Annotated in this window: 22 protein-coding genes; 18 read left to right on the forward strand and 4 right to left on the reverse strand. The window is 70.7% G+C overall.

Features of this window, described 5'->3' with window-relative positions; translation table 11 throughout:
- Window positions 1–31: 31 nt before the first annotated feature.
- Window positions 32–4,201: a DNA-directed RNA polymerase subunit beta' gene (rpoC, locus tag ABL310_RS07965; protein ID WP_349371147.1), complete on the forward strand. Its 4,170-nt coding sequence runs from the start codon at window positions 32–34 to the stop codon at window positions 4,199–4,201.
- Between the two features lie 244 nt (window positions 4,202–4,445).
- Here rpoC and ABL310_RS07970 read toward each other — a convergent pair whose 3' ends face one another.
- Together ABL310_RS07970 and dgcA are read right to left on the reverse strand one after the other, a co-directional pair.
- Window positions 4,446–5,072 (reverse strand): LysE family translocator, encoded by a 627-nt coding sequence (locus tag ABL310_RS07970; protein WP_349371148.1) that lies wholly within the window; start codon window positions 5,070–5,072, stop codon window positions 4,446–4,448.
- A gap of 161 nt (window positions 5,073–5,233) precedes the next feature.
- Complete coding sequence (dgcA, locus tag ABL310_RS07975; RefSeq protein WP_349371149.1) at window positions 5,234–6,223, reverse strand: N-acetyl-D-Glu racemase DgcA; 990 nt, start codon at window positions 6,221–6,223, stop codon at window positions 5,234–5,236.
- Window positions 6,224–6,333: 110 nt separating this feature from the next.
- On the opposite strand from dgcA, the gene ABL310_RS07980 reads away from it, so the two are divergent.
- From ABL310_RS07980 to ABL310_RS08025, 10 genes are all read left to right on the forward strand, one after another.
- Window positions 6,334–7,482: an MlaE family lipid ABC transporter permease subunit gene (locus tag ABL310_RS07980; RefSeq protein WP_349372020.1), complete on the forward strand. Its 1,149-nt coding sequence runs from the start codon at window positions 6,334–6,336 to the stop codon at window positions 7,480–7,482.
- A 4-nt stretch (window positions 7,483–7,486) separates the two neighbouring features.
- A complete protein-coding gene (locus ABL310_RS07985; protein ID WP_349371150.1) occupies window positions 7,487–8,302 on the forward strand; it encodes an ABC transporter ATP-binding protein in 816 nt (271 codons plus the stop codon).
- A gap of 9 nt (window positions 8,303–8,311) precedes the next feature.
- Window positions 8,312–10,558, forward strand: a complete 2,247-nt coding sequence (locus ABL310_RS07990; RefSeq protein ID WP_349371151.1) for an MlaD family protein — start codon at window positions 8,312–8,314, stop codon at window positions 10,556–10,558.
- 84 nt (window positions 10,559–10,642) lie between these two features.
- Complete coding sequence (locus ABL310_RS07995; RefSeq protein WP_349371152.1) at window positions 10,643–11,236, forward strand: ABC-type transport auxiliary lipoprotein family protein; 594 nt, start codon at window positions 10,643–10,645, stop codon at window positions 11,234–11,236.
- A 239-nt stretch (window positions 11,237–11,475) separates the two neighbouring features.
- On the forward strand, window positions 11,476–12,222 hold the full coding sequence (locus ABL310_RS08000; protein ID WP_349371153.1) for an RNA methyltransferase: 747 nt from the start codon (window positions 11,476–11,478) through the stop codon (window positions 12,220–12,222).
- The gene (murI, locus tag ABL310_RS08005) at window positions 12,219–12,998 is read left to right on the forward strand and encodes a glutamate racemase (RefSeq protein ID WP_349371154.1); all 780 of its coding nucleotides are present in this window, start codon (window positions 12,219–12,221) and stop codon (window positions 12,996–12,998) included. Before ABL310_RS08000 ends, murI begins: the two co-directional genes overlap by 4 nt.
- Window positions 12,999–13,319: 321 nt before the next feature.
- Window positions 13,320–13,973 (forward strand): MBL fold metallo-hydrolase, encoded by a 654-nt coding sequence (locus ABL310_RS08010; protein WP_349371155.1) that lies wholly within the window; start codon window positions 13,320–13,322, stop codon window positions 13,971–13,973.
- 11 nt (window positions 13,974–13,984) lie between these two features.
- On the forward strand, window positions 13,985–15,226 hold the full coding sequence (locus ABL310_RS08015) for a threonine ammonia-lyase (protein WP_349371156.1): 1,242 nt from the start codon (window positions 13,985–13,987) through the stop codon (window positions 15,224–15,226).
- Window positions 15,227–15,253: 27 nt separating this feature from the next.
- Complete coding sequence (locus ABL310_RS08020) at window positions 15,254–15,760, forward strand: RDD family protein (protein WP_349371157.1); 507 nt, start codon at window positions 15,254–15,256, stop codon at window positions 15,758–15,760.
- A gap of 120 nt (window positions 15,761–15,880) precedes the next feature.
- Window positions 15,881–16,630, forward strand: a complete 750-nt coding sequence (locus tag ABL310_RS08025; protein ID WP_349371158.1) for an arginyltransferase — start codon at window positions 15,881–15,883, stop codon at window positions 16,628–16,630.
- A 45-nt stretch (window positions 16,631–16,675) separates the two neighbouring features.
- On the opposite strand, the gene ABL310_RS08030 is transcribed toward ABL310_RS08025, so the two are convergent.
- A complete protein-coding gene (locus ABL310_RS08030) occupies window positions 16,676–17,521 on the reverse strand; it encodes a DUF2189 domain-containing protein (protein WP_349371159.1) in 846 nt (281 codons plus the stop codon).
- Between the two features lie 136 nt (window positions 17,522–17,657).
- Between ABL310_RS08030 and ABL310_RS08035 the strand changes: the two genes are divergently transcribed.
- A complete protein-coding gene (locus ABL310_RS08035) occupies window positions 17,658–18,035 on the forward strand; it encodes a helix-turn-helix domain-containing protein (RefSeq protein ID WP_349371160.1) in 378 nt (125 codons plus the stop codon).
- A gap of 6 nt (window positions 18,036–18,041) precedes the next feature.
- Here the strand turns inward: ABL310_RS08035 and ABL310_RS08040 are convergent, their stop codons facing one another.
- On the reverse strand, window positions 18,042–18,245 hold the full coding sequence (locus ABL310_RS08040; RefSeq protein ID WP_349371161.1) for a hypothetical protein: 204 nt from the start codon (window positions 18,243–18,245) through the stop codon (window positions 18,042–18,044).
- A 214-nt stretch (window positions 18,246–18,459) separates the two neighbouring features.
- Here ABL310_RS08040 and ABL310_RS08045 point away from each other — a divergent pair, with 214 nt between their 5' ends.
- From ABL310_RS08045 to ABL310_RS08070, 6 genes are all read left to right on the forward strand, one after another.
- Window positions 18,460–19,413 carry an FAD-dependent oxidoreductase gene (locus ABL310_RS08045; RefSeq protein ID WP_349371162.1) on the forward strand — a complete coding sequence of 318 codons (954 nt, stop codon included), beginning with the start codon at window positions 18,460–18,462 and terminating at the stop codon, window positions 19,411–19,413.
- Between the two features lie 6 nt (window positions 19,414–19,419).
- Complete coding sequence (locus tag ABL310_RS08050) at window positions 19,420–19,824, forward strand: DUF393 domain-containing protein (RefSeq protein WP_349371163.1); 405 nt, start codon at window positions 19,420–19,422, stop codon at window positions 19,822–19,824.
- A 266-nt stretch (window positions 19,825–20,090) separates the two neighbouring features.
- A complete protein-coding gene (locus ABL310_RS08055; protein ID WP_349371164.1) occupies window positions 20,091–22,076 on the forward strand; it encodes a methyl-accepting chemotaxis protein in 1,986 nt (661 codons plus the stop codon).
- A 171-nt stretch (window positions 22,077–22,247) separates the two neighbouring features.
- Window positions 22,248–22,541 carry a type II toxin-antitoxin system RelE/ParE family toxin gene (locus ABL310_RS08060; protein ID WP_349371165.1) on the forward strand — a complete coding sequence of 98 codons (294 nt, stop codon included), beginning with the start codon at window positions 22,248–22,250 and terminating at the stop codon, window positions 22,539–22,541.
- A 2-nt stretch (window positions 22,542–22,543) separates the two neighbouring features.
- Window positions 22,544–22,915: a helix-turn-helix domain-containing protein gene (locus ABL310_RS08065; protein ID WP_349371166.1), complete on the forward strand. Its 372-nt coding sequence runs from the start codon at window positions 22,544–22,546 to the stop codon at window positions 22,913–22,915.
- Between the two features lie 76 nt (window positions 22,916–22,991).
- Window positions 22,992–24,836, forward strand: coding sequence for a cation:proton antiporter (locus tag ABL310_RS08070; protein ID WP_349371167.1), 1,845 nt, complete (start codon window positions 22,992–22,994; stop codon window positions 24,834–24,836).
- Window positions 24,837–24,869: the final 33 nt, after the last annotated feature.

Genomic DNA, 24,869 nt, shown 5'->3' on the forward strand with positions numbered 1-24,869 from the left:
ACGGCGCACCTCGCCCTGCCAGGAGACGGCGATGAATCAAGAGGTCATGAACCTTTTCAACACTGCGGCCCAGCCGCAGTCGTTCGACCAGATCAAGATTTCGATCGCGAGCCCGGAAAAGATCCTCTCTTGGTCCTACGGCGAGATCAAGAAGCCTGAGACCATCAACTATCGCACGTTCAAGCCCGAGCGTGACGGCCTGTTCTGCGCCCGCATTTTCGGGCCGATCAAGGATTACGAGTGCTTGTGCGGCAAGTACAAGCGCATGAAGTACAAGGGCGTCATCTGCGAGAAGTGCGGCGTCGAGGTCACCCTCGCGCGCGTGCGGCGCGACCGCATGGGCCATATCGAGCTCGCCGCGCCGGTGGCCCACATCTGGTTCCTGAAGTCGCTGCCCTCGCGCATCGGCCTTCTTCTCGACATGACGCTCAAGGATCTCGAGCGGATCCTCTACTTCGAGTCCTACGTCGTCATCGAGCCGGGCCTCACCCCGATGAAGGAGCGCCAGCTCCTGTCGGAGGAGGAGTACGTCCGCGCGCAGGACGAGTACGGCCAGGATTCGTTCACGGCGATGATCGGCGCGGAGGCGATCCGCAAGATCCTGATGGATCTCGACCTCGAGAAGATCGCGGTGGATCTCCGTCACGAGATCGCCACCACGACCTCCGAGCTCAAGCCGAAGAAGCTGCTCAAGCGCCTCAAGATCATCGAGGCGTTCCTGATGTCGGGCAACCGGCCGGAATGGATGATCATGACGGTCGTGCCGGTGATCCCGCCGGACCTGCGCCCGCTCGTCCCGCTGGACGGCGGCCGTTTCGCGACGTCGGACCTGAACGATCTCTACCGCCGCGTCATCAACCGCAACAACCGCCTCAAGCGGCTGATCGAGCTGCGCGCTCCGGACATCATCATCCGCAACGAGAAGCGGATGCTGCAGGAGGCGGTCGACGCGCTGTTCGACAACGGCCGGCGCGGGCGCGTCATCACGGGCGCCAACAAGCGCCCGCTGAAGTCGCTCGCCGACATGCTCAAGGGCAAGCAGGGCCGCTTCCGCCAGAACCTGCTCGGCAAGCGCGTCGACTATTCGGGCCGCTCGGTGATCGTCGTCGGTCCCGAGCTGAAGCTGCACCAGTGCGGCCTGCCGAAGAAGATGGCGCTCGAGCTGTTCAAGCCCTTCATCTATTCGCGCCTCGACGCGAAGGGCTACTCTGCTACCGTGAAGCAGGCGAAGAAGCTCGTCGAGAAGGAGCGTCCCGAGGTGTGGGACATCCTCGACGAGGTGATCCGCGAGCATCCGGTGCTGCTCAACCGCGCGCCGACGCTGCACCGGCTGGGCATCCAGGCCTTCGAGCCGGTGCTGATCGAGGGCAAGGCCATCCAGCTGCACCCGCTCGTCTGCGCGGCGTTCAACGCCGACTTCGACGGCGACCAGATGGCCGTGCACGTGCCCCTCTCGCTGGAGGCCCAGCTCGAGGCGCGCGTGCTGATGATGTCGACGAACAACATCCTGCACCCCGCCTCGGGCGCGCCGATCATCGTGCCCTCGCAGGACATCGTTCTCGGCCTCTACTACCTGTCGATCATGCGCGACAAGCAGCCTGGCGAGGGCAGCGCCTTCGCGGATCTCGGCGAGATCGATCACGCGCTGTTCAAGGGCGCGATCAACCTGCACACCAAGGTCAAGTACCGCGCCACGAACTACGACGAGGACGGCAAGCCCTACACCCAGATCTACGACACCACTGCGGGTCGGGCGATCCTGGGCACCCTGCTGCCCAAGTCCCCGCGCGTGACCTTCGACGTCGTGAACAAGCTCATGACGAAGAAGGAGATCTCCAACATGATCGACACGGTCTACCGCAATTGCGGGCAGAAGGAGACGGTGATCTTCTGCGACCGGATCATGGCCATGGGCTTCTACCACGCGTTCAAGGCCGGCATCTCGTTCGGCAAGGACGACATGGTGGTCCCGGAGAACAAGTGGGACATCGTCGAGGAGACCCGCACGCTCGTGAAGGATTACGAGCAGCAGTACCAGGACGGCCTCATCACCCAGGGCGAGAAGTACAACAAGGTCGTCGACGCCTGGGCGAAGTGCTCGGACCGTCTCGCCGGCGAGATGATGCAGCGCATCTCCGCCGTGCGGAAGGACGAGGACGGGTCCGACAAGCAGGTCAACTCGATCTACATGATGTCGCATTCCGGCGCGCGCGGCTCGCCGGCCCAGATGAAGCAGCTCGCCGCCATGCGCGGCCTGATGGCGAAGCCGTCGGGCGAGATCATCGAGACGCCGATCATCTCCAACTTCAAGGAGGGCCTCGACGTTCTCGAGTACTTCAACTCGACCCACGGCGCCCGCAAGGGCCTCGCCGACACGGCGCTCAAGACGGCGAACTCGGGCTACCTCACGCGTCGTCTCGTCGACGTGGCGCAGGACGCCGTCATCCGCGAGGTCGATTGCGGCACCTCGAAGGGCATCGGCATGCGCGCCATCGTCGACGCCGGCCAGGTGGTCGCGACGCTCGGCTCGCGCATCCTCGGCCGCACCGCGGCGGAGGACGTGACCGACATCGAGGGCAACGTGATCGTCCCCGCCGGCACGATGATCGAGGAGTGGCACATCGCCGCGATCAACGACGCCGGCGTGCAGGAGGTGAAGATCCGCTCGGTGCTGGTCTGCGAGACCCGCAACGGCGTCTGCGCCACCTGCTACGGGCGCGATCTCGCCCGCGGCACGCCCGTCAACCAGGGCGAGGCCGTCGGCGTCATCGCGGCGCAGTCGATCGGCGAGCCGGGCACCCAGCTCACGATGCGCACCTTCCACATCGGCGGCGCGGCGCAGATCGCCGACACCTCCTTCGTGGAGAGCGCCTTCGAGGGCAAGGTCACGCTCCGTAACCGCTACGTGGCGCGCAACTCCGACGGCGAGCTCATCACCATGGGCCGCAACGTCGCGGTGGTGATCGTCGGGCCCGACGGGACCGAGCGCGCGGTGCACCGCATCCCCTACGGCGCGCGCCTGCGCGTCGACGAGGGCGACGCCATCAAGCGCGGCCAGCGCATCGCGGAGTGGGATCCCTATTCCCGCCCGATCCTGGCCGAGGTCGACGGCGCGGTGGCCTACGAGGACCTGGTCGACGGCGGCTCCATCGTCGAGACGATGGACGAGGCCACCGGCATCGCCAAGCGCGTGGTCATCGACTGGCGCGGTGCGGCCCGCACCGCCGACCTCAAGCCGGCGATCACCATCCTCGACGACGACGGCAAGGTGCTGAAGCTGCCGCGCGGCGGCGAGGCCCGTTCGCTGCTCCCGGTCGAGGCGATCATCGCCGTCGACCCGGGCTCGCGGATCAAGGCCGGCGACGTGCTCGCGCGCGTCTCCACCGAGAGCGCCAAGACCCGCGACATCACGGGCGGCCTGCCGCGCGTGGCGGAGCTGTTCGAGGCGCGGCGTCCGAAGGACGCGGCGATCATCGCGGAGAAGTCCGGCACGATCCAGTTCGGGCGCGACTACAAGAACAAGCGCCGCCTGACGCTGACCCCGCACGACGGCTCCGAGGCGGTCGAGTACCTGATCCCGAAGGGCAAGCACATCCACCTGCAGGACGGCGACGTCGTGGAGGTCGGCGACTTCATCGTCGACGGCAACCCGGCGCCGCACGACATCCTGGCGATCAAGGGCGTGGAGGAGCTCGCGGCCTACCTCGTCAACGAGATCCAGGAGGTCTACCGCCTGCAGGGCGTGTCGATCAACGACAAGCACATCGAGGTGATCGTTCGCCAGATGCTGCAGAAGGTCGAGATCACGGATGCGGGCGATTCGGAGCTGATCGCCGGCGAGCAGGTCGACCGCATGGAGTTCGAGGAGATCAACGATCGCCTCGTCGCCGAGCGGCGCAAGCCCGCCGAGGGCAATCCGGTTCTGCTCGGGATCACCAAGGCGAGCCTGCAGACCCGGTCGTTCATCTCGGCGGCGTCCTTCCAGGAGACCACCCGCGTCCTCACCGAGGCGGCGGTCAACGGCAAGACGGACCAGCTCGAGGGCCTCAAGGAGAACGTCATCGTCGGCTCGCTCATCCCGGCGGGCACCGGCGCGCTCGCGGCGCAGCTGCGCCAGATCGCGACCCGGCGCGACGACCTCATCCTGCAGCAGAAGGCCGAGGCCACCGGCGCGGTCGGCGAGCTCCCCGCCGGGGGGTGAGCCGCCGCCGCGAGGCTCGGCACGAAATCGGAAGGGGGGCGATCTGCTGGATCGCCCCCCTTTCGATTATCGGCACCGAAGACAGTGCAAGCCGTTGGATGGCGCCTGGGCGAGCAACTTATTCAAAGCGGTTCGGCCGCGCTTCCGGTGCTCGAGCTTGATCGCGTGGACTCGAGAGCAGCTAATCGCCGAGCTGGATGGCGAGTCCAGAGCTGGGTCCAGATCACGGTGTCGTCCCCCGCGATCAGCGAAACACGGCGATGCGAACCCCCAGCGCGACGAGAAGTCCGCCCATGAGGACATCGATGGCGCGTCTCGATCGCTCGTATGCTCCGCGAACCACGCGGACCCCGAAGAAGGCAGCCACCGAGACCCACCAAAGCGCCGAGACCAGCAGCGCGACGCCGACACTGGCCGCGAAGAGGTCGAGAGGTGCATCCGGAGGTATCATGACGACGAACAGGCTGGAGTAATAGGCGACGGACTTGGGGTTCGTCATGTTTGTCAGAAATCCGGCCCGAACCGCTTCCCAGGCCGTGAGCCGATCGAGATCGGTTGCCGCAGGCTTGCCGCAGTTCTTGCGCACGGCGCCGAGAAGGATCTTGCCGCCGAGCCAGATCAGGTAAGCCGCAGACGCATACTGCATCGCTGCATAGACGTGCGGATGAGTAGCCAAAAGCACGCCTAGCCCTAGTGCGGCCATAAGAGCCCAGGTAGCGCTGGCTGCCAGTATTCCACAAACGGCGAGAAGCCCGTATCTCCGTGACCTGCTGATCGAGTAGTTGGAAACGATAATGAAGTTCGGCCCGGGGCTGGCCGCGGCAAAGAACTGAACCGCAGCTATACCCGCCAGTGTCTGCGCATAGTCCATGTATGCCGCCTCCAGAGGCTTTACGCGTAGCACGGCGTCGACCGCAGCGCAAGTCATAGTATGACTCTTGATAAGAAACAACTAAAGGTTTCCAAAGATTCGCCGGCCCTTCCCCGCGAGCGCCTTCCCCCTACGATCGATTGCGCAAGGGCAGGGATACCTCACCCCCACAGCGCCCGCTCCGGCGGATGCACCAGCGAGCCCTCGTAGCGCAGGGCGTGGTCGCGGTCGCGGGCGAGCAGAAGCGGGCCGTCGAGGTCGACGAAGCGGGCGCGGGGCGCGAGCAGCATGGCGGGCGCCATGGCGAGCGACGAGGCCAGCATGCAGCCGACGAAGATGCCCATGCCGCGCGCCTGCGCCGCCTCGGCCAGCGCCAGCGCCTCGGTGAGGCCGCCGGTCTTGTCGAGCTTGATGTTGATCAAATCGTAGAGGCCCTCGAGCCGCGGGAGGCTCCCGCGGTCGTGGGCGCTCTCGTCGGCGCAGAGCGGCACCGGTCGGTCGATGCCGCGCAGGGCCTCGTCGGTGGAGGCGTGGAGCGGCTGCTCGACCAGCGCGAAGCCGGCCTCGGCGCAGGCGGCCATGTGGGCGGCGAGGGTGTCGGGCGTCCAGCCCTCGTTGGCGTCGGCGATCAGGGTCGCGTCCGGCGCGCCCCGGCGCACGGCGGCGATGCGAGCGAGGTCGCCCTCCGGCGCGCCGAGCTTGATCTTCAGGATCGGCCGCGAGGCGGCCTTGCCGGCGGCCGCCTCCATCGCCTCCGGCGTATCGAGGGAGATCGTGTAGGCCGTCGTCGCCGGGCGCAGGCGATCGACGCCGGCGGTGACGGCGGCGGGTACGCCGGAGCGCTTGGCGTCCAGGTCCCAGAGCGCGCAGTCGACGGCGTTGCGGGCGGCGCCCGGGGGCAGGGCGTTCTGCAGCGCCTCCCGGCTCATGCCGGCGACGAGGGCGGGGCGTATCGTCTCGATCTGCGCGAGCACGCTCTCGACGCTCTCGCCGTAGCGGGCATAGGGCACGCATTCGCCGCGCCCGAGGGCGCCGTCCGCCTCCAGCGTGACGACGACGACCACGGCCTCCGTGCGGGATCCGCGGGAGATTGTGAAGCGCCCTGCGATCGGAAACGATTCGGCGGCGACGGTGAGGCTTCTCTGCGACATGTCGGAGGAATACCCCGGACGCCCTCGACTCGGGAAGCCCGCGCGGGCTATCACCGTTTCATCATGCGTATTGGCGATTGACGGGACACGCCTTGCCCGCCACCGACGCGATCGAAACCCAGGCTCCCAGCGCGGAGCGCCGGCCGGCTCCGCAGACGGATGCCGGGCCGGGCGCGCTCGCGCTCTCGGGCGACTGGACCGCGCGCTTCGGCGAGACGCTCGAGCGCTGCGGCGCGGCGCTGGTCCAGGCGGGGCATGGCAAGGCCGAGCTCACGGTGGACCTCGCCGGCGTGGACCGGATGGACACGGCGGGCGCCGTCGCCGTCGACCGGGCGCGGCGAACGCTCGCGGCCTCCGGGACGACGGTGACGCTGCGCAACGCCGCGCCTGTGCACGAGCGCCTGATCGGCGAGGTCGCCCGCGCCGGTCTGGAGCTGCCGCAGCACCCGCGTACCTCGCCCTTCGTCGACTTCCTGGTCACGGTCGGCGAGACGATGGTGGAGGCGGGCAAGGACCTCGTCTCCGGCATCGTCTTCCTCGGCGAGTTCATCACGGCGCTCGCGCGCGTCGTGATGCGGCCCTGGACCTTCCGCTTCACGGCGCTCGTCAACCAGGTCGACCAGATCGCGCTGCGGGGCCTGCCGATCATCCTGCTGATCTCTTTCGTGGTCGGCGCCATCATCGCGCAGCAGGGCATCTTCCAGCTGCGCCAGTTCGGCGCGGCGACCTTCGCCGTCGACCTGATCGGCATCCTGGTCCTGCGCGAACTGGGCGTGCTCCTCTCCGCCATCATGGTCGCGGGCCGCTCGGGCTCGGCGTTCACGGCCGAGATCGGCGCCATGAAGATGCGCGAGGAGATCGACGCGCTGCGGGTGATGGGCCTCGACCCGATCGAGGTGCTGGTCGTGCCGCGCATCCTCGGGCTGGTCATCGGCCTGCCGCTGCTGGCCTTCTGCGCCTCGATCGCGGCGATCGTCGGCGGCGGGCTCGTCGCCTGGGTCTACGGCGACGTCGCGCCGGACGTGTTCCTGGCGCGCCTGCGCGAGGCGATCGACCTCTCGACCTTCCTCGTCGGCCTGATCAAGGCGCCCTTCATGGCGCTCGTGATCGGCGTCATCGCCTCGATCGAGGGCATGGCGGTGAAGGGCTCGGCCGAATCGCTCGGCCAGCACGTGACGGCCTCGGTGGTGAAGGCCATCTTCATGGTGATCGTGCTGGACGGCCTGTTCGCCATGTTCTTCGCCGCGCTGGATTACTGAGCCGATGACCGAGCCCGCCACCCGCATCCGGGAGAAAGGTCCGGCCCCGCGCGACGCGGAGCCGATCATCCGCGTGCGCGATCTGGAGGTCGGCTTCGGCGAGAAGACGATCTTCCGCCACCTCGACCTCGACGTCTATCGCGGCGAGATCCTCGGCTTCGTCGGCGGCTCGGGCACCGGCAAGTCGGTGCTCACCCGCGCCATCCTCGGCCTCCTGCCGACTCGGGCGGGCACGATCGAGGTCTTCGGTCGCAACCGCGCGGGCCTCTCCGCGCGCGAGCGCCGCGAGATGGAGCGGCGCTGGGGCGTCCTGTTCCAGAACGGCGCCCTGTTCTCCGGGCTCACGGTGAAGCAGAACGTGCAGATGCCCATGCGCGAGCATCTCGACCTGTCGCAGGCCATGATGGACGATCTCGCCATGCTCAAGGTCGAGATGGTGGGGCTCAAGCCCGATGCGGCGGACAAGTACCCCTCCGAGCTCTCGGGTGGCATGATCAAGCGCGCCGCGCTCGCGCGGGCGCTGTCGCTCGACCCGGACGTCGTCTTCCTCGACGAGCCGACGTCCGGCCTCGACCCGATCGGCGCGGCCGAATTCGACGACCTGATCGCCACCTTGCGCGACACGCTGGGGCTCACCGTCTACATGGTCACGCACGACCTCGACAGCCTGTTCACCGTCTGCGACCGGATCGCGGCGCTCGCCGAGAAGCGGGTGATCGCGGAGGGGCCGATCGAGACCATGCTCGCCTCGGACCACCCGTGGCTGAGATCCTACTTCCACGGCAAGCGCGCGCGCGCGGTCGCGACCGAGAGCGCGTGAGGACGAGACATGGAAACCCGCGCCAACTACGCCCTCATCGGCCTGTTCACGCTCCTCGTCGTCGCGGCGGCGTTCCTGTTCGTCTACTGGTTCGCGGTCAGCGACACGGGCCGGGAGCGAGCCGAATTGCGCATCCTGTTCGAGGGCTCGGTGTCGGGCCTCTCGCGCGGCGCGCCGGTGAACTTCAACGGCATTCGCGTCGGCGAGGTGACGCAGCTCGCGATCTCGCGGGAGAACCCGTCCATCGTCATCGCCCGCGCCACCGTCGACCCGACGATCCCGCTTCGTCAGGACACGACGGCGCGGCTCGAGTACCAGGGCCTCACGGGCATCGCCTCGGTGTCGCTGTCCGGCGGCTCCCCGACCTCCGAGCCGCTGATCAGCGAGGACATGGAGGGGCTGCCGACGATCGAGGCGGAGCCGTCCGACTTCCAGGACCTGATCGAAAGCGCGCGCAACATCGCCCGGCGCGCGTCCGACGTGTTCGACCGTTTCGACACGCTCGTCGCGGAGAACGACCAGGCCATCGCCAACACGGTGCAGAACGTGGAGCGCTTCTCGCAGGCGCTCGCCGAGAACGCGCCGGCGATCGACCGCTTCCTCGAGCAGGTCGGCCAGGCGGCGGAGCGCATCGGGCCGCTCGCCGACAGCCTCGACGAGCTCTCGCGCAACGTGAACTCCATCGTCGCGGCGATCGACGCGGAGAGCGTCGCCCGCTCGGTGGAGAACGTCGAGAGCTTCACCCAGACGCTGGCCAACAGCGAGGAACAGCTGACGCAGGCCTTCGCCGACGCCTCCGAGCTGGTCTCGCGCCTGAACGAGGCCGCGACCGGCGTCGAGGCGACGGTGGCGGACGTGCGCGCCTTCGTCGGCGCGCTCGACCCGGCGGCGATCGACGCCACGGTCGCCAATGTGCGCGACTTCTCGCAGACGCTGGTCGACAATCGCGAGGCGCTCGACCGGGCGATCGGCTCGGCGGCGACGCTGACCGAGAACCTCGCCCAGTCCTCGCAGCGGCTCGACGCGACGCTGGAGAACGTGGAGGGCGTCTCGGAGACGGTCGCGGCCAACCGCGAGAACATCGATCAGGTGCTCTCCCAGGCGGCGCAGCTGACCTCGCGCCTCGCCACGGCCTCGGAGACGCTGCAGGCGACGCTCGCCGACATCGACGGGCTCGTCGCCGCCGTCGACCCGGCGCGGGTCGAATCGACGCTCGCCAACGTCGAGGCCTTCTCGCAGACGCTCGCCGCCAATCGCGAGAGCGTCGACGCCGTGATCGCCAGCGCCCGCTCGCTGACGCAGACGCTCGAGGCCACGGCCTCGCGGCTCGACGGCACGGTGGGGCGCGTCGACGCGCTGGTCTCGGCGGTGGATCCGGCGACGGTCTCGGCGACGCTCGAGAACGCCCGCGCCTTCTCGCAGACGCTGGCGGACACGCGCGAGGACCTGCTCGCCACGCTCGAAGAGGCGCGCGAGATCGCCGCCGCCATCGACCCGGCCGTGGTGCAATCGACGCTGGGCAACGTCGAGGGCTTCTCGCAGACGCTCGCCGCGAACCGGCAGGCGGTGGACCGCGTCATCGCCAACGCCGAGAGTCTGACGCAGACCCTGGCGCAGACCTCGACGCGCCTCGACGGCGCCATCGACCGGGTCGATGCGCTCGTCGGCGCGGTCGATCCGGCCGCCGTCTCCGAGACGGTGGAGAACGCCCGCGCCTTCTCGCAGACGCTGGCCGACAACAGCGAGAACGTCACGCGGGCGCTGGAGGAGATCGGGCGCATCGCGCAGGCGATCGATTCCGAGCGGATCGAGCGGGTGATCGCCAATGTCGAGACCTTCTCCGAATCGCTCGGCGGGAACGCCGACGAGATCGACGCCGTGGTGGCCAACGCCGTCTCGATCTCCGAGCAGCTCGACGCCTCCGCGGCGCGGGTCGACCGTGTGCTCCAGGCCGCGGAGGATTTCCTCGGCACGGCCGCGGGCGAGGAGGGCGATGCGCTGTTCGACGAGATCCGCGAGGCGGCGGCCTCGATCCGCACGCTCGCCGACAACCTGGACACGCGCACGGCGGAACTGTCGCAGAACCTGAACCGTTTCACGGGGCCGGGCCTGCAGGAGGTCCGCGCGCTCGCCGAGGAAGGCCGGCGCACCCTCGAGGACATCGGCCGCGCCGTGCGCTCGATCGAGCGCGATCCCTCGCAGGTGATCTTCGGCGGCGAGGGCGGCGGTGTGCGCGAATATCAGGGCCGGCGTTGACGCCCGGCGCAGCTTCGGCTTTGGATGGCCCGGGGTTTCGGGCGTCGAGCGGTTCGGGGGCGTGATGTGACGAGGGCGAGCACGATGACGAGAGCGAGGCGGATCGCGCTGGCGGTCGCGCTCGCGACGCCGCTGGCGGGCTGCGCCTCCGCGCCGGCGCTCGTCACCTATGGGCTCGCCGCGCCTGTCGAGCGCGTCTCCGCGCCGATGCGGCTGCCGGGGCTGATCCTGGTCGTCGAGCCCACCGCGATCGAGCTCTACGCCTCCGAGCGCGTCGTGGTGCGCGAGCCGGGCGGCGCGCTCTCCTACCTGCCGGGCGTGCAATACGCCGACCAGCTCCCCGCCCTCGTGCAGACGCGTCTCGTCGAGACCTTCGAGAACGCGAGCCGAATCGGCGGCGTCGCCCGCCCCGGCGACCGGGTCTCGCCCGATTTCCAGCTGAACTCGACGATCCGCACCTTCTGGGTCGACGCCGAGACGAATCTCGCCGTGGTCGAGATCGCGGTGCGCGCCGTCGACGAGAGCGACGGCTCGGTGGCCGACGCCAAGGTGTTCTCCGCCCGCGTTCCGGTGGCGGCGATCGACGGCCGCGCGGCGATGCTCGGGCTCGAGGTCGCGCTGGCTGAGGCGATGCTGGAGATCGTCCGCTGGGCCGGGACCGGTCGCGCGGGGGCTTGACTCGCACCCTTTGTCATCCCCGGCCGGAGCCGCGAAGCGGCGGAGGGGAAGGGGACCCAGCACGACTCGTCGCCGCGCAGCGGCGTCCATATGGCGGCGACCAGCCGCCTGATCGGCGGCATGCGGCGCGCCTTCGGCGCAGTTTCTGCGCTGGGTCCCCTTCCCCTGCGCGCCTTCGGCGCTCCGGCCGGGGATGACGGCCAGGTGCATCCGCCTCGCGGCTGCGCTAAACACCCCCCATGACCACATCCGCCGCACCCATCGTCATCCTCGTCGAGCCCCAGATGGGCGAGAACATCGGCATGGCCGCCCGGGCCATGGCGAATTTCGCGCTCACCGAGATGCGCCTCGTCGCGCCCCGCGACGGCTGGCCGAACCCGGCCGCGACGGCCACGGCGGCGGGAGCGACGCACATTCTCGAGAACGCGACCGTCTATCCCGACACGCGCGCCGCGATCGCCGACCTCACCCTCGTCTACGCCACGACGGCGCGCGAGCGCGGGCAGATGAAGCGGGTGCTCTTGCCGGTCGACGCGGTGGCGGAGGCGCGCCCCGCGCTGGCCGCGCGCGGGCGCGTCGGCATCCTGTTCGGGCGCGAGCGCGAGGGATTGTGGAACGACGAGATCGCGCTCGCCGACGCGATCCTCACCTTCCCGGTGAACCCCGCGTTCCCCTCGCTGAACCTCGCGCAGGCGGTGCTTCTCGTCGGCTACGAGTGGTTCAAGGCCGAGAGCGCGGGCGCGCTGCCCTTCGGCGACGTCGAGCGCCCGCCGGCGCCCCGCGAGATGGTGGTCTCGTTCTTCGACTTCCTGGAGGTCGAGCTCGACCGCGCCGGCTTCTACCCGCCCGACAAGAAGACGACCATGGCCCGCAACATGCGCGACATGTTCCTGCGCAAGGGCCTCTCCGAGCAGGAGGTGCGCACCTTCCGCGGCATGATCGGCGCCCTGATGAAGCCCCGCCGCGGCGGGGCGCCGGAGGCGTGAGCCGGCTGCTCGTCTTCGATTCGGGTCTCGGCGGCCTCACCGTGCTGGCCGCGATCCGCAAGGCGCGCCCCGATGCCGACGTGCTCTACCTCGCGGACGACGCCTTCTTTCCCTACGGCGCGCTGCCGGAGCAGGCGCTCGTCGCGCGCGTCCTCGGCGTGATGGCCGAGGCGATCCCCGCCGCGCGCCCGGACGCCGTGGTGATCGCCTGCAACACCGCCTCGACACTGGTGCTGCCGCCGCTCAGGGCCGCCTTCGAGGTCCCGTTCGTCGGCACGGTGCCGGCGATCAAGCCGGCGGCGGCGGCCTCGCACACGAAACGGATCAGCGTGCTCGCCACGCCGGGGACCGTGGCGCGGGACTACACCCGCGCCCTGATCGCCGAGCATGCGGGCGACTGCCGGGTGACGCTGGTCGGCGCGCCGGGCCTCGCCGCCCTCGCCGAGGCCGCGCTCTCGGGGGCGCCTGCGCCGGACACGGCGATCGCCGCCGAGATCGCGCCGTGCTTCGTCGCGGACGAGGCGGCGCGTACCGACGCGGTCGTCCTCGCCTGCACGCATTACCCGCTCCTCGTCGAGCGCCTCCACCGCCTCGCCCCCTGGCCGGTCGCCTGGCTCGATCCCGCTCCGGCCATCGCCCGGCGTGTCGTGAGCCTTCTCGGCGCGGCGCGCCCGGGCGCGCCGGCGGGGAGGGGAGAGGCCCGCTTCACCAGCGGCCGCCCGCCGCTCCCCGCGATCCGAGCGGCGCTGGCGGAGCGGGGGCTGGCCTGCGGGTGAAAACCCTGTCCACGCGGGGGGCGCGTGAGGGGGCGGCTGGGGATCTCCCCTCTCCCTCGTGGAGAGGGGTCGGGGGTGAGGGGCGCGCAGAACGCGCTCGACAGCAATGCCCCGCTGCCCCGCGGTCGAACGGGACTCGCAGCCCGTGGAGACTTGCCGGACGCCCCTCACCCCCAGCCCCTCTCCACGAGGGAGAGGGGAGTGCGTCGGCGGCCAGCATCATGCAGTCGCCCGGACGTCTGGGCGCGCCCTCCGCCGGCCGGGGCTGGCCATCCCCGCCTCGCCCGTGCGACAAGGGGACTTTCCCGACGAGGTGCCCCGATGGCGGATACGGAACCCAGGCTCGGCGCGGCGATCGTGCCGGTGACGCCCTTCCAGCAGAATTGCGCGGTGCTGTTCGCCCGCGACACAATGCGCGGCGTCGTGGTCGATCCCGGCGGCGACGTGCCGAACATCCTCGAGGCGATCCGCCAGACCGGCGCGACCATCGAGGCGATCCTCCTCACCCACGGCCATGTCGACCACGTCGCCGGCGTCGAGGACCTGCGCGATACGCTGAAGGTCCCCGTCATCGGCCCGCACAGCGCCGACGCCTTCCTGATGGACGAGACGCTCCCCGCCACGGCGCAGGCCTACGGGCTGCCGCCGGCGCGGCCGGTGAAGCCGGATCGCTGGCTCGACGAGGGCGACACGGTGGAGATCGGCGGCATCGCCTTCGACGTGCTGCACACGCCCGGCCACTCGCCCGGCAGCCTCACCTACGTCTCGAAGCCGGACCGCTTCGCGCTGGTCGGCGACGTGCTCTTCGCCGGCTCGATCGGCCGCACCGACCTGCCCGGCGGCGACCACGAGCAGCTGATCGTCACGATCGAGACCAAGCTCCTGCCGCTCGGCGACGACATCGCCTTCCTGTGCGGGCACGGGCCGATGTCGACCTTCGGGCGCGAGGCGCAGTCGAACCCCTTCCTCGCCTGAGGGCCCGAGCCATGACCTACGCGGTGAGCCCCGACGACGTGCGCGCCGCGGCGCGGACGATCGCGCCGCACGTGCTGCGCACGCCCCTCGTCGCCGCCCCGCGCCTCTCGGCGCTGCTCGGAGCGCGGCTCTCGCTCAAGCTCGAGACGATGCAGCCCACCGGCGCCTTCAAGGAGCGCGGGGCGGCGAACCGGCTCGCGGCGCTCGACGAGGAGGAGCGCGCGCGCGGCGTCGTCGCGATGTCGGCGGGCAACCACGCCCAGGCCGTCGCCTACCACGCCGCCCGGCTCGGGACGCCGGCGACCATCGTCATGCCCGAGGGCACGCCGCTGGTGAAGGTCGAGAACACCCGCTCGCACGGCGCCCGCGTCGTCCTCTTCGGCGAGACGGTGGCTGAGGCGGAGACCGAGGCGCGGCGGCTCGCCGAGGCGCAGAGCCTCGTCTTCGTCCACCCCTACGACGATGCCCGCGTCATCGCGGGGCAGGGCACGATCGCCCTCGAGATGCTGGAGGAGGCGCCCGATCTCGAGCTTCTCGTCGTGCCCATCGGCGGGGGCGGGCTCGCCTCCGGCATGGCCGTCGCGGCGAAGGCGATCCGGCCGCAGATCCGCGTCGTCGGCGTCGAGGCGCGGCTCTACCCGTCCTTCCGCAACGCCATCCACGGCGAGACGCTGCCGGTGGGCGGAGCGACGCTCGCCGAGGGCATCGCGGTCAAGCGCCCCGGCGGGCTGACGCTGCCCATCGTGCGCGACCTCGTCGACGAGATCGTGCTGGTCAACGAGCCCGAGATCGAGCGCGCGGTGAACCTGTGCGCCACGCACCAGCGCATCATGGTGGAAGGCGCCGGCGCCGCCGGCATCGCCGCCATGCTGGCGCGCCCCGAGCTGTTCCACGGGCGCGACGTCGGCGTCGTGATCTGCGGCGGCAACATCGACCCGCGCATCCTCGCCTCGGTGATGGTGCGCGAGCTCGAGCGCGACGAGCGCATCGTCTCCTTCCGGATCTATTCCTACGATCGGCCCGGCCTGCTCGGGCGTGTGGCGAGTAGATTGGGCGAGCTCGGGGCCAACATCCTGGAAGTTTCGCACGGGCGTCTCTATCTCGATGTTCCCGCCAAGGGCGTGACGGTGGACGTCACGATCGAGACGCGGGGCGCGGCGCACACCGCGGAGGTGCTCGCCGCGCTCGCGCGGGACGGCTACGCGCCGACCCGCATCGACCCGCGGGGCCTGTCCACGATGGCCCCGTCCTGACAGGAGCCGGGAGGGCGCCGCAGAGCGATGAGCACGATCGATCGAAACCGGGACGTTCCGCACGAGGACCTGCCCACGCCCCGCCCGGGCGCCGAGATCCGCATCGCCACAGACGGCGTGCTGACCCGCCGCGCGCTCGCCTTCTGCCTCGACCTGATCGTGATCGGGGCGCTGGTCATCCTGTTCTCGCTGGCGATCCTGATCCTGGGCTTCCTCACGTTCGGGCTCGCCTGGCTGCTCTTCGCGATCCTGATCCCCGCCATGGGTCTCCTCTACAGCGCGATGACCGTCGGTGGCCCGCACCAGGCGACGATCGGCATGCGGATGATGGGCCTGCGCGTCTGGCGCGCGGCCTCGACGGCGCGCGTCGACCCGCTGACGGCGGGCGTGCACGCGCTCCTGTTCTGGCTCGCCACCTCGACCTTCGTGCTCTGGCTCCTCGATGTGATCATCGGCTTCGCGCGCGACGACCGGCGGGTGGGCCACGACCTCCTGGTCGACGTGATCGTCACGCGGGCGGATACCGTACCCTGATCGCCCGGAGATTGTTCGCCTGCTTCGCATGGTCGCGAGGCGAAAGCGCTTGTTGGCGCGAACGGGAATGGTATCGTTGACGAGAGCCGCCCGGACGCGCTTCCCCGAGGTCTGACCCGCGTGACGAGCCATTCCCGCGAAACGCCGCAATTCTTCCTGACGGCGCCCTCGCCCTGCCCCTACCTTCCCGGCCAGGAGGAGCGGAAGGTGTTCACGCACCTGGTGGGGCGCCGGGCCGGCGAGCTCAACGACATTCTCACCCATGGCGGGTTTCGTCGCTCGCAGACGATCGCCTACCGGCCCGCGTGCGAGACCTGCCGCGCCTGCGTCTCGGTGCGCGTGCCCGTGGACGGGTTCGAGCCCTCGCGCAGCTTCAAGCGCATCCTCAAGGCGAACGCCGATCTCGTCGGGACGGTGGGGGTCAACCAGGCGACGAGCGACCAGTACTCGCTCTTCCGCCGCTATCTCGACAGCCGCCATGCCGACGGCGGCATGATCGACATGACCGTGCTCGACTACGCCATGATGGTCGAGGACAGCCATATCGAGACGCGCGTCGTGGAATATCGGCGCCGTGGGCCGGACACCTTCATCAACGGCCGCGGCGCGGGCCCGCTGATCGCGGTGTGCCTCACGGACGTCCTCGCGGACGGGCTGTCGATGGTCTATTCGTTCTACGATCCCGACATGGCCGACCGGTCGCTGGGCAGCTTCGTCATCCTCGACCACATCGCCCGCGCCAGGCAGATGGGCCTGCCCTACGTCTATCTCGGCTATTGGGTCGAAGGCTCCCGCAAGATGGCCTACAAGGCCCGCTTCATGCCGCAGGAGCGGCTCCTGTCGCAGGGCTGGGTGCGGGTGGAGGAGTAGGCGGCGCGCACGCCGCCCACCGTGTGGCTACGGGTCGCGCCGCCCTCAGGCCGCCTGCGCCGGCGCGGGCTCCACGACCCGGCGATACAGCCGCCAGGTGGCGTGGCCGAGCGCCGGCAGCACGATCAGCAGCCCGAGGAAGAAGGGCACGATCGCGAGCACCAGCGCGGCCACGATGAAGGCCGCCCAGCCGAGCATGGGCTTGGGGTTCGTCACCACCGCCTTCACCGAGGTGATCATCGCCGTGATGAAGTCGACGTCCCGGTCGAGCAGGAGCGGGAACGACACCACCGTCAGCGAGAACAGGGCCGCGGCGAGGAGAGCGCCGATGACGTTGCCGACGGCGAGGAACATCAGACCCTCGGTCGTCGTGAAGACCACGGTGAGGAACTCGCCCAGGCTCGCGAAGGACTGGAAGCCCAGGAAGATCGCCAGCAGCAGGCGCACCTGGTACATCCACACGATCATCACGAACAGCGTGACGAACGCCATCCAGCCGAGCTCGCGCTTCGACTGGCTGAAGACCACGCCCAGCACCGGCCCGAAGGCCAGCGCCTCCCCGGCCTCGCGGCGGCGGGAGACCTCGTAGAGCCCCACCGCCACGAACGGGCCGATGAGGGCGAAGCCGGCGGCGAGCGGATAGGCGAGATAACCCATGCCGCTATAGGCCGTGAGGAGGACGATCGCGATCCCGCCCAGCGCGTAGACCGCGCCGAAGAACAGGCCGTACTGGGGCGCGGCCCGGAAGTCGCTCAGGCCCTCGGAGAGGGCGGCGCGGACGTCGTCCTGGGTGATCTCGCGCACCACGGGCTCGTACGCGCGGCGTGCGGGCTCCTCGGCGGAGCCTTCCGCAGGCGTCGCGCCGAGATCGGCGTCGGTGGTGTCGGCCATGGCGTTCCCTTCGTCTTGGCTTCTTTGCTCGGTTGCCGTTCGAACTCGGGGGAGACGCGAGGATGGCCGATTTTTCCGCGCGCGGCTAGACTGGTTATGCTGCGAGCGCGCGCGGACGCGCAAGACCGGGGGTAAGGTGCCGTTTCGGGAGATCACCAAGGAAGAGGCCCGCCTCGCCTTCTGCCGCGAGGCGACCGAGGAGGGGGCGAACGTCACGGAATGCTGCGCGCGCTACGGCGTCTCGCGGACGACCGGCTATCTCTGGCTCGCGCGCTACAAGGAAGAGGGCGCGGCGGGGCTGAAGGACCGCTCGCGTCGTCCGAGACGGCACGCCCGTGCGAGCCCGCCGGAGACGGTCGCCCGCGTCGTCGCGGCGAGACAGGCGCATCCGGCGCTCGGGCCGCGCAAGCTGCGCGAGATCCTCCTCGCCGAGCACGGGTCCGCTCCGGCCGCCTCGACCATCGACGCCATCCTGCGCAGCGAAGGCGTGCCGGGACCGCGCGCGGACCGCTGATCGCGGTCAGTGCAGGCGGCGGCTCGCGACGATGCGCACGGGCGCGGGCTGCGGCTTCAGCATGCTCCAGGCGAGGCGGTCGAGCGCGATGGCGCGACGCGCGACATCGCGGGCGCGGGCGGCGAAGCCCTCGTCGCGCAGGATGCGCGCCTGCTTGACCATCACCCGGGCGAGGTCGAGGAGGGTACGTGCGTTCTGACGGGTCTGCATCTGTCCGGTCTCCGTAGGTCGGGACGCGCGAGGCGCGCTCGACCTGTCTTCGCCAGTCTGGACCCGTCCGCACCATCCGCCAAGCGATCTCGCGGACGATCGCATGGCGGCGTCGCGCCGCAGGCGCCCGCGCGGGGCGGGCCAGGGCAGGTCCGAGCCGCGCTGCGCTGCGTAAACCTCGCGAAGGCAAACCACTCGCTAGGAGCGTGGAAGCGTGGCTGTAGAAGGTATCGAGCGCGTCGCGATCGTCGGCGCTGGACTGTCCGGCGTGATCGCCGCGCGCGATCTGGCGGTCGCCGGCTGCGCCGTTCACATTTTCGAGAAGAGCCGCGGCGCGGGCGGCCGGATGGCGACGCGCCGCGCCGAGGGCTTCGCGTTCGACCACGGCGCCCAGTATTTCAAGGCGCACGGGGCGGACTTCGCCGCCGAGATCGCGGCATGGCGGTCGCGCGGCTTCGCCACCTCCTGGGGGGAGGATCGCTTCGTCGGCCTCCCCGCGATGAACGCGCCGGTGAAGGCCCTCGCCGACGGCCTGCCGCTGACGACCGGCTTCACGCTCGCGCGGATCGAAGGCGGGCCTGGGGCCTGGACGCTGCGCGCGGAGGAGGGTGCCGTGGCCGGCCCCTTCGACGCCGTCCTCGTCTCCGCGCCCGCCCCGCAGACGGCGACGCTCCTCGCCGCCGCCGCGCCCGACCTGGCGCAGGCGGCTGGGAGAGCGCGCTACGCGCCCTGCCTGACCCTGATGCTCGCCTTCGAGCCGGACGACGTGCCGTCTCCTCTGGCCGTGCCGGAGAGGCCGGAGCACGCTGCGATCGCCTGGATCGCGGAGGACGGCACGAAGCCCGGCCGCCTCAGGGAGGGCGCGCGCCGCATCGTCGTCAATGCCACGCCCGAGTTTTCCCGCGCCCATCTGGAGGAGGCGCCGGACGCCATCGCCGAGGCGCTCCTCGCGGCGGTCGCGCCCCTGCTCGGCGCGACCGCCGCGCCCGTCCACGCCAAGGCGCATCGCTGGCGCTACGCCCTCGTCGAGGAGCCGGTCGGCCAGGCCTGCCTCTGGGACCCCGCGCGCGGCATCGGCGCCTGCGGCGACTGGTGCCTCGCCGGCCGGGTCGAGGCCGCCTTCGACTCCGGCCGGGCCCTCGCCCGCACCGTCCTCGGCGAGGGGTAAGGCCGCATGACGGAGAATCGCGCGACGCGAGACCACGCCGAGCGGGTGACCGTCTATTACGACGGCGACTGCCCGCTCTGTCGCGCCGAGATCGGCCATTACCAGCGCTGCCGCGGCGCGGACGACGTCGCTTTCGTCGACGTCTCCCGGCCCGACGCCGATCCCGGCCCCGATCTGCCGCGCGAGGCCGCGATGGCGCGGTTCCATGTGCGCGAGGCCGACGGCCGCCTGGTCTCCGGCGCCGCCGGCTTCGCCACCCTGTGGAGCGTGCTGCCCGGCTGGCGCCCGCTCGCCCGCATCGCACGATTGCCGGGTGTGCGCGCGCTGCTCGAGCTCGCCTATCGCGGCTTCCTGCCGGTGCGGCCGCATCTCGCGCGGATGGTGGGGCGGCTCGGCCGGGCGCGGGAATGATCCGCTCCTGCGAGGTCGAACCTCACCGGAGACCAGTATCGAGAGCCGGCTGATGGCTGCTTCCGTAGCGTCCTGGTGCGCACGGAGACATTGACGCCGTATGTCCGGTCAACGGACCGTTCAGCTTTCTCCCGTAACCCTCGCTTGGGACTTTTCGCCAGACGGGGGTTGAAGCCGTGATCCGTTCCGACAGCCGCGAGGACAGCGTTTCGAGCCGGCGCGCCGAGGGGCGCGCGCCGGGGCGTGCGGGAAGCGGGGGGCTCGGATTGAGGGGCCGCGTCGCGTCCGGCTTCGCCGCGATCCTGGTTCTCGCGGTGGGCGTCGCCCTGTTCGCCGCCTGGAACGTGGTCGGCCTCTCGCGGGAGTTCGACGCCTTCGCCGGCGTCTCCGCCGAGAGCCGGCGCGCGGAGGAGATCGATCGGTCTCTGACCCGGCTCGCCGTGCTGGTGCGCGACGAGCTCGAGAGCGAGAGCGCCGAGCGGGCGCAGACCATTTCCGACCTGCGCGCCGAGCTCCAGGCCGACCTCACCGAGACCCTCGCCGCCACCGCCGATCCGCAGCGCCGCGCGCTCGTCGAGGGCATCGCCGCGCGCTACGCGGAGTTCGGCGCGGGGCTCGACCGCCTGTTCGAGACCCGCGCGGCGCTGGAGGCCGTCACCGACGAGGTGATCGACCCGTCCGTCGCTGCGGTGATCCAGACCATGAACCTCGTCGTCTACTCGGCGACGATGGACCAGGACACCGCCACCGCCAACGGTCTCGCCATCGCCATGAAGGACATGCTGACGGCGCAGGTAGCGCTCGGGCGCTATCTCTCCGGGGCGGCCGACGACGCGCTGATGGCGGTCGGCAACATCGACACGGCGCTCAACAACACGACGCGCCTGCGCGACAACGTCACCCACGTCACCCGCAAGAACCAGCTCGGCGAGATCGTCGGGCACATGGAGGCCTTCAAGGCCGGCATCGCCGATGCGGTGGCGCTCTCCGACGAGCGCGCCGCCCTGCGCGCCTCCGTGCTGGGCGAGACCGAGCGCGCCGTCGCCGAGGCGACCGCCGCCATCTCCGCCGACGCGGCCCGCGAGGCGGCCTCCATCGGCGAGCGCACTAAGGCCGCCGCCAACGAGACGGCGATGCTGACCCTCGCCACCTCGATCGGGCTCGCGCTGCTGGGCGCCGGTATCGCCGTGCTGATCGGCCGCTCCATCGCCCGCCCGGTCTCGGCGATGACGCAGGCCATGAACCGGCTGGCCGAGGGCGACACCACGGTCGCCGTGCCGGGCCGCGAGCGCCGCGACGAGATCGGCGCCATGGCGGCCGCCGTCGAGATCTTCCGCCAGAACGCCATCGAGCGCGAGCGCCTCGCCGGCGAGAGCGAGAGCGAGGCCCGGGCCCGCGCCGAGCGCCAGCGCGCCGTCGAGGGGCTGATCGGCGAGTTCCGCTCCAGCGTGGGCGCGGCGCTCCAGAGCGTCACCGCCAACATGGGCCAGATGCAGGCCAGCGCCGGCACCCTCACCGCCATCGCCGCCGAGACGTCGCGGCTCGCCGAGAGCACCGCCTCCGAGACCCACGAGAGCGCGCAGAACGCCACCGTCGCGGCGGAGGCGGCGGCGAGCCTCACCTCGGCGGTGGACGAGATCGCCCGCGCCGTGGGCTACACGACCGACGTCGTCACCCGCGCCACCCGCGCCGCCGACGACACCAACGGGCGCATCTCCGGCCTCGCCGACGCCGCCCAGCGCATCGGCGACGTGGTCGACCTCATCCGCACCATCGCCGAGCAGACGAACCTCCTCGCGCTGAACGCCACCATCGAGGCGGCGCGCGCGGGCGAGGCCGGCAAGGGCTTCGCCGTCGTCGCCGGCGAGGTGAAGTCGCTCGCCGACCAGACGGCCCGCGCCACCGCCGAGATCGCCCAGCAGATCGCGGCGATCCAGTCCGAGACGGGCGAGGCGGTCTCCTCCATCGACCAGATCGCGCAGATCATGAAGGAGGTGAACCAGCACACCACCTCCATCGCCGCGGCCGTGGAGGAGCAGGGCGCCTCGACGGGCGAGATCTCGCGCAACGTGCAGAAGGCCGCGCGCTCGAGCGAGGCGGTGGCCGAGACGATCGGCTCCGTCCAGGCCTCCACCGCCCGCACCACCGCCTCCGCCGACGAGGTGCTCGGCGCCTCCCGCACCGCCGCCGACGAGACCCGCCGGCTCTCGGAGACGATCGACCGCTTCCTGGAGCGCGTCGCGGCGGCGTGATCGGGGGCGGCGACGTGAAGGTCGGGGCGGTCCTATGACCACCCTGTCGAGATGTCTCTTGCCAGATCACTGCTAGAGGGCTATATAGCTTCAAAGGCGTATCTTGCTCATGGGCTGGGCTGTCACCTTTGCGATGAAGTCGAATCCGAGTTCGACCAACTCGAATTGAAGGTGCAGGACGCCATTGCGTCGGTGCTGGTTCTGCTTGAACGAGAAGGGCCGGCGCTCGGGCGGCCTCATGCCGATACGCTGGCTGGGAGCAGGCATGCCAATATGAAGGAGCTGCGCTGCAGGGCTGCCGATGGCGTCTGGCGTATCGCGTTCGCCTTCGATCCGGAACGGGAAGCGGTGCTGCTCGTCGCGGGCGACAAGGCAGGCGTGAACGAACGACGTTTCTACAAGAGCCTCATCGCGAGAGCCGATGAACGGTTCGATCGTCACTTGGCAAGACTGCGAGGACATTGAGAATGGGTCGGACCCTGCGCGAAAAGCTGGCGACCTTCGACCCGGAACGGCGCGAGCGGATCGAGGCCGAGGCCGATCGACTGCATGCTGAGTACCTGACGTTGCAGGAGCTGCGCAAGGCTCGGGAGCTGACGCAGACGCAACTGGCGCAATCGCTCGGCATCCGGCAAGCGACCGTTGCGAAGTACGAAAAGCAAAGCGATCTTTTGCTGTCCACGCTCACGAGCTACGTGAACGCGATGGGCGGTACGTTGAAGCTGACGGTCGAGTTCCCGGGCAAGACGCCCGTCGTGCTGGATGGGCTCGGTGATCTCGAAGAACCGGGCCGCCGCAACCGAGCGCGAGGCGGCGACGAGACTGCATCACGCAGCTGACTAGGCGCACGACTGCGCCCCCTTGCCCTATCCTCCGCCCCGCTAGACCATGGGGCTCCCCCAACCGGGAGCCCGCATGGACGCCTACCTCCCCCAGGCCTTCGCCTTCCTCCTCGCCGCGATCCTGGCGCCGCCCCTGTTCAAGCGGCTCGGGCTCGGAACGGCGGTGGGGTATCTCGCCGCCGGGCTGGCGATCGGGCCGTCCGGGCTCGCGGTCTTCGACGACGCCGACGCGGTGATGGGCGTCTCGCAGCTCGGGATCGTGCTCCTGCTCTTCGTCATCGGCCTCGACACGCGGCTGTCGCGCCTCGTCGCCATGCGCGGCGACATTCTCGGGATCGGGCTCGGGCAGGTCGTCGTGACCACCGCGGCGCTCGGCGCGATCGCCTGGTGGCTCGGCCTGCCGCCCGCGGCGGCGCTCCTCGTCGGTTTCGCCTTCGCGTTGTCGGGGACGGCGATCGCGCTGCAGCTGATGGAGGAGCGCGGCCAGCTCTCCTGCCCTTACGGCCGGCGCGCCTTCGCGGCGCTGCTGACCCAGGACGTCCTCACCGTCCCCGTGCTGGCGCTCGCGCCGATCCTGTTCGGCGCGGCCGCCATGCGGGCGAGCGCCACCGGCTCGGCCTGGGGAGACGCGGCGCTCGCCCTCGGCGTCGTCGGCGGCATCGTGCTCGCCGGGCGCTACCTGCTCGACCACCTGTTCCGCCTCGTCGCCTCCGCAGGCGCGCGCGAGGTGATGACCGCGGCGGCGCTCCTCGTCGTCCTCGCCGCCGCGATGGCGGCGCGGGCGGCGGGCCTGTCGATGGCGCTCGGCGCCTTCCTCGCCGGCGTGATGCTGGCGGGCTCCTCCTACCGCCACCAGCTCCAGGCCGACGTCGAGCCCTTCCGCGGGCTGTTGCTCGCGCTCTTCTTCATGTCGGTCGGCATGCTGATCGACGTCGCCGACGTCTGGGCGCGGCTCGATCTCGTGCTCGCGCTCCTCGCCGCCTATCTCGTCGTGAAGCTCGTCGCCGCGTGGGTGGTCGCGCGCGCGACCGGCTCCTCGGCGCGGGAGGCGGTGAAGATCGCCTTCGTCCTGGCCGCGGCGGGCGAGTTCGCCTTCGTGCTCGCCCCGCTCGCGGGGGCGCTCGGCCTCGTCTCGCCGGAGACCGTCGGGCTGATGATCGCGCTCGCGGCGCTTTCCATGGTCTGCGCCCCGCCGCTCGCCGCGCTCTCGGAGCGTCTCCTCGCCCGCGCCCGTCCCGCGGAGACCATGCGCGAGGATTTCGAGGGCGCCGGCGGGACGGCGATCGTGATCGGCTTCGGCCGCTTCGGCCAGATCGCGACACAGATGCTGCTGGCGGAGGGCCTGGAGATCACCCTCATCGACCGCGCGCCCGACCGGGTGCGCAACGCCGCGCGCTTCGGCTTCAAGGTCTATTACGGCGACGGCGGACGCCTCGACGTGATGCGCGCCGCCGGCGTGGAGGACGCCCGCCTCGTCCTCGTGTGCGTCAAGGACCCCAACGAGAGCCTCGCCATCTGCGAGCGCCTGCGGGCGCAGTACCCGCTTCTCGCCATCTACGCCCGCGCCTACGACCGCACGCACACGATCGCCTTGGACCGCGTGGGCGTCGAGCTCTCCGTGCGCGACACGTTCGAGAGCGCCATCCGCGCCGGGCGCGAGGTGCTGGAGACGCTCGGCGTGTCGCCCGAGCGCGCGGCGGCGGTGGAAGGTGACGTGCGCGCCCGCGATCTCGCGCGGCTCGAGGCGCAGAAGCTCGCCGGCATCGAGGCGGGGCTGGACCTCCTCCACCAGAAGACCATGCGCCCCGAGCCGCTGCGCGCGCCGCTGCACGAGGGGCGGGCCTTGAACGAGGAGGCGCGGGCCGTGATCGAGGGGGAGGGGGGCGGGGAGGAGAGTGGGCGTCGTGCGGCGGAATAGCGTCGCCGTGTACTCCCGCCGGCCCGGACGGAC

It is taken from the genome of Salinarimonas sp. (assembly GCF_040111675.1).
Classification (GTDB): Bacteria; Pseudomonadota; Alphaproteobacteria; order Rhizobiales; family Beijerinckiaceae; genus Salinarimonas.

Excerpts from the sequence above, each read along its gene's own strand:
- rpoC (WP_349371147.1), top strand. The coding sequence starts at position 32 with ATGAATCAAGAGGTCATGAACCTTTTCAACACTGCGGCCCAGCCGCAG.
- ABL310_RS07970 (WP_349371148.1), bottom strand. The coding sequence starts at position 5,072 with ATGGACTATGCGCAGACACTGGCGGGTATAGCTGCGGTTCAGTTCTTT.
- dgcA (WP_349371149.1), bottom strand. The coding sequence starts at position 6,223 with ATGTCGCAGAGAAGCCTCACCGTCGCCGCCGAATCGTTTCCGATCGCA.
- ABL310_RS07985 (WP_349371150.1), top strand. The coding sequence starts at position 7,487 with ATGACCGAGCCCGCCACCCGCATCCGGGAGAAAGGTCCGGCCCCGCGC.
- ABL310_RS07990 (WP_349371151.1), top strand. The coding sequence starts at position 8,312 with ATGGAAACCCGCGCCAACTACGCCCTCATCGGCCTGTTCACGCTCCTC.
- ABL310_RS07995 (WP_349371152.1), top strand. The coding sequence starts at position 10,643 with ATGACGAGAGCGAGGCGGATCGCGCTGGCGGTCGCGCTCGCGACGCCG.
- ABL310_RS08000 (WP_349371153.1), top strand. The coding sequence starts at position 11,476 with ATGACCACATCCGCCGCACCCATCGTCATCCTCGTCGAGCCCCAGATG.
- ABL310_RS08010 (WP_349371155.1), top strand. The coding sequence starts at position 13,320 with ATGGCGGATACGGAACCCAGGCTCGGCGCGGCGATCGTGCCGGTGACG.
- ABL310_RS08015 (WP_349371156.1), top strand. The coding sequence starts at position 13,985 with ATGACCTACGCGGTGAGCCCCGACGACGTGCGCGCCGCGGCGCGGACG.
- ABL310_RS08020 (WP_349371157.1), top strand. The coding sequence starts at position 15,254 with ATGAGCACGATCGATCGAAACCGGGACGTTCCGCACGAGGACCTGCCC.
- ABL310_RS08030 (WP_349371159.1), bottom strand. The coding sequence starts at position 17,521 with ATGGCCGACACCACCGACGCCGATCTCGGCGCGACGCCTGCGGAAGGC.
- ABL310_RS08040 (WP_349371161.1), bottom strand. The coding sequence starts at position 18,245 with ATGCAGACCCGTCAGAACGCACGTACCCTCCTCGACCTCGCCCGGGTG.
- ABL310_RS08050 (WP_349371163.1), top strand. The coding sequence starts at position 19,420 with ATGACGGAGAATCGCGCGACGCGAGACCACGCCGAGCGGGTGACCGTC.
- ABL310_RS08065 (WP_349371166.1), top strand. The coding sequence starts at position 22,544 with ATGGGTCGGACCCTGCGCGAAAAGCTGGCGACCTTCGACCCGGAACGG.
- ABL310_RS08070 (WP_349371167.1), top strand. The coding sequence starts at position 22,992 with ATGGACGCCTACCTCCCCCAGGCCTTCGCCTTCCTCCTCGCCGCGATC.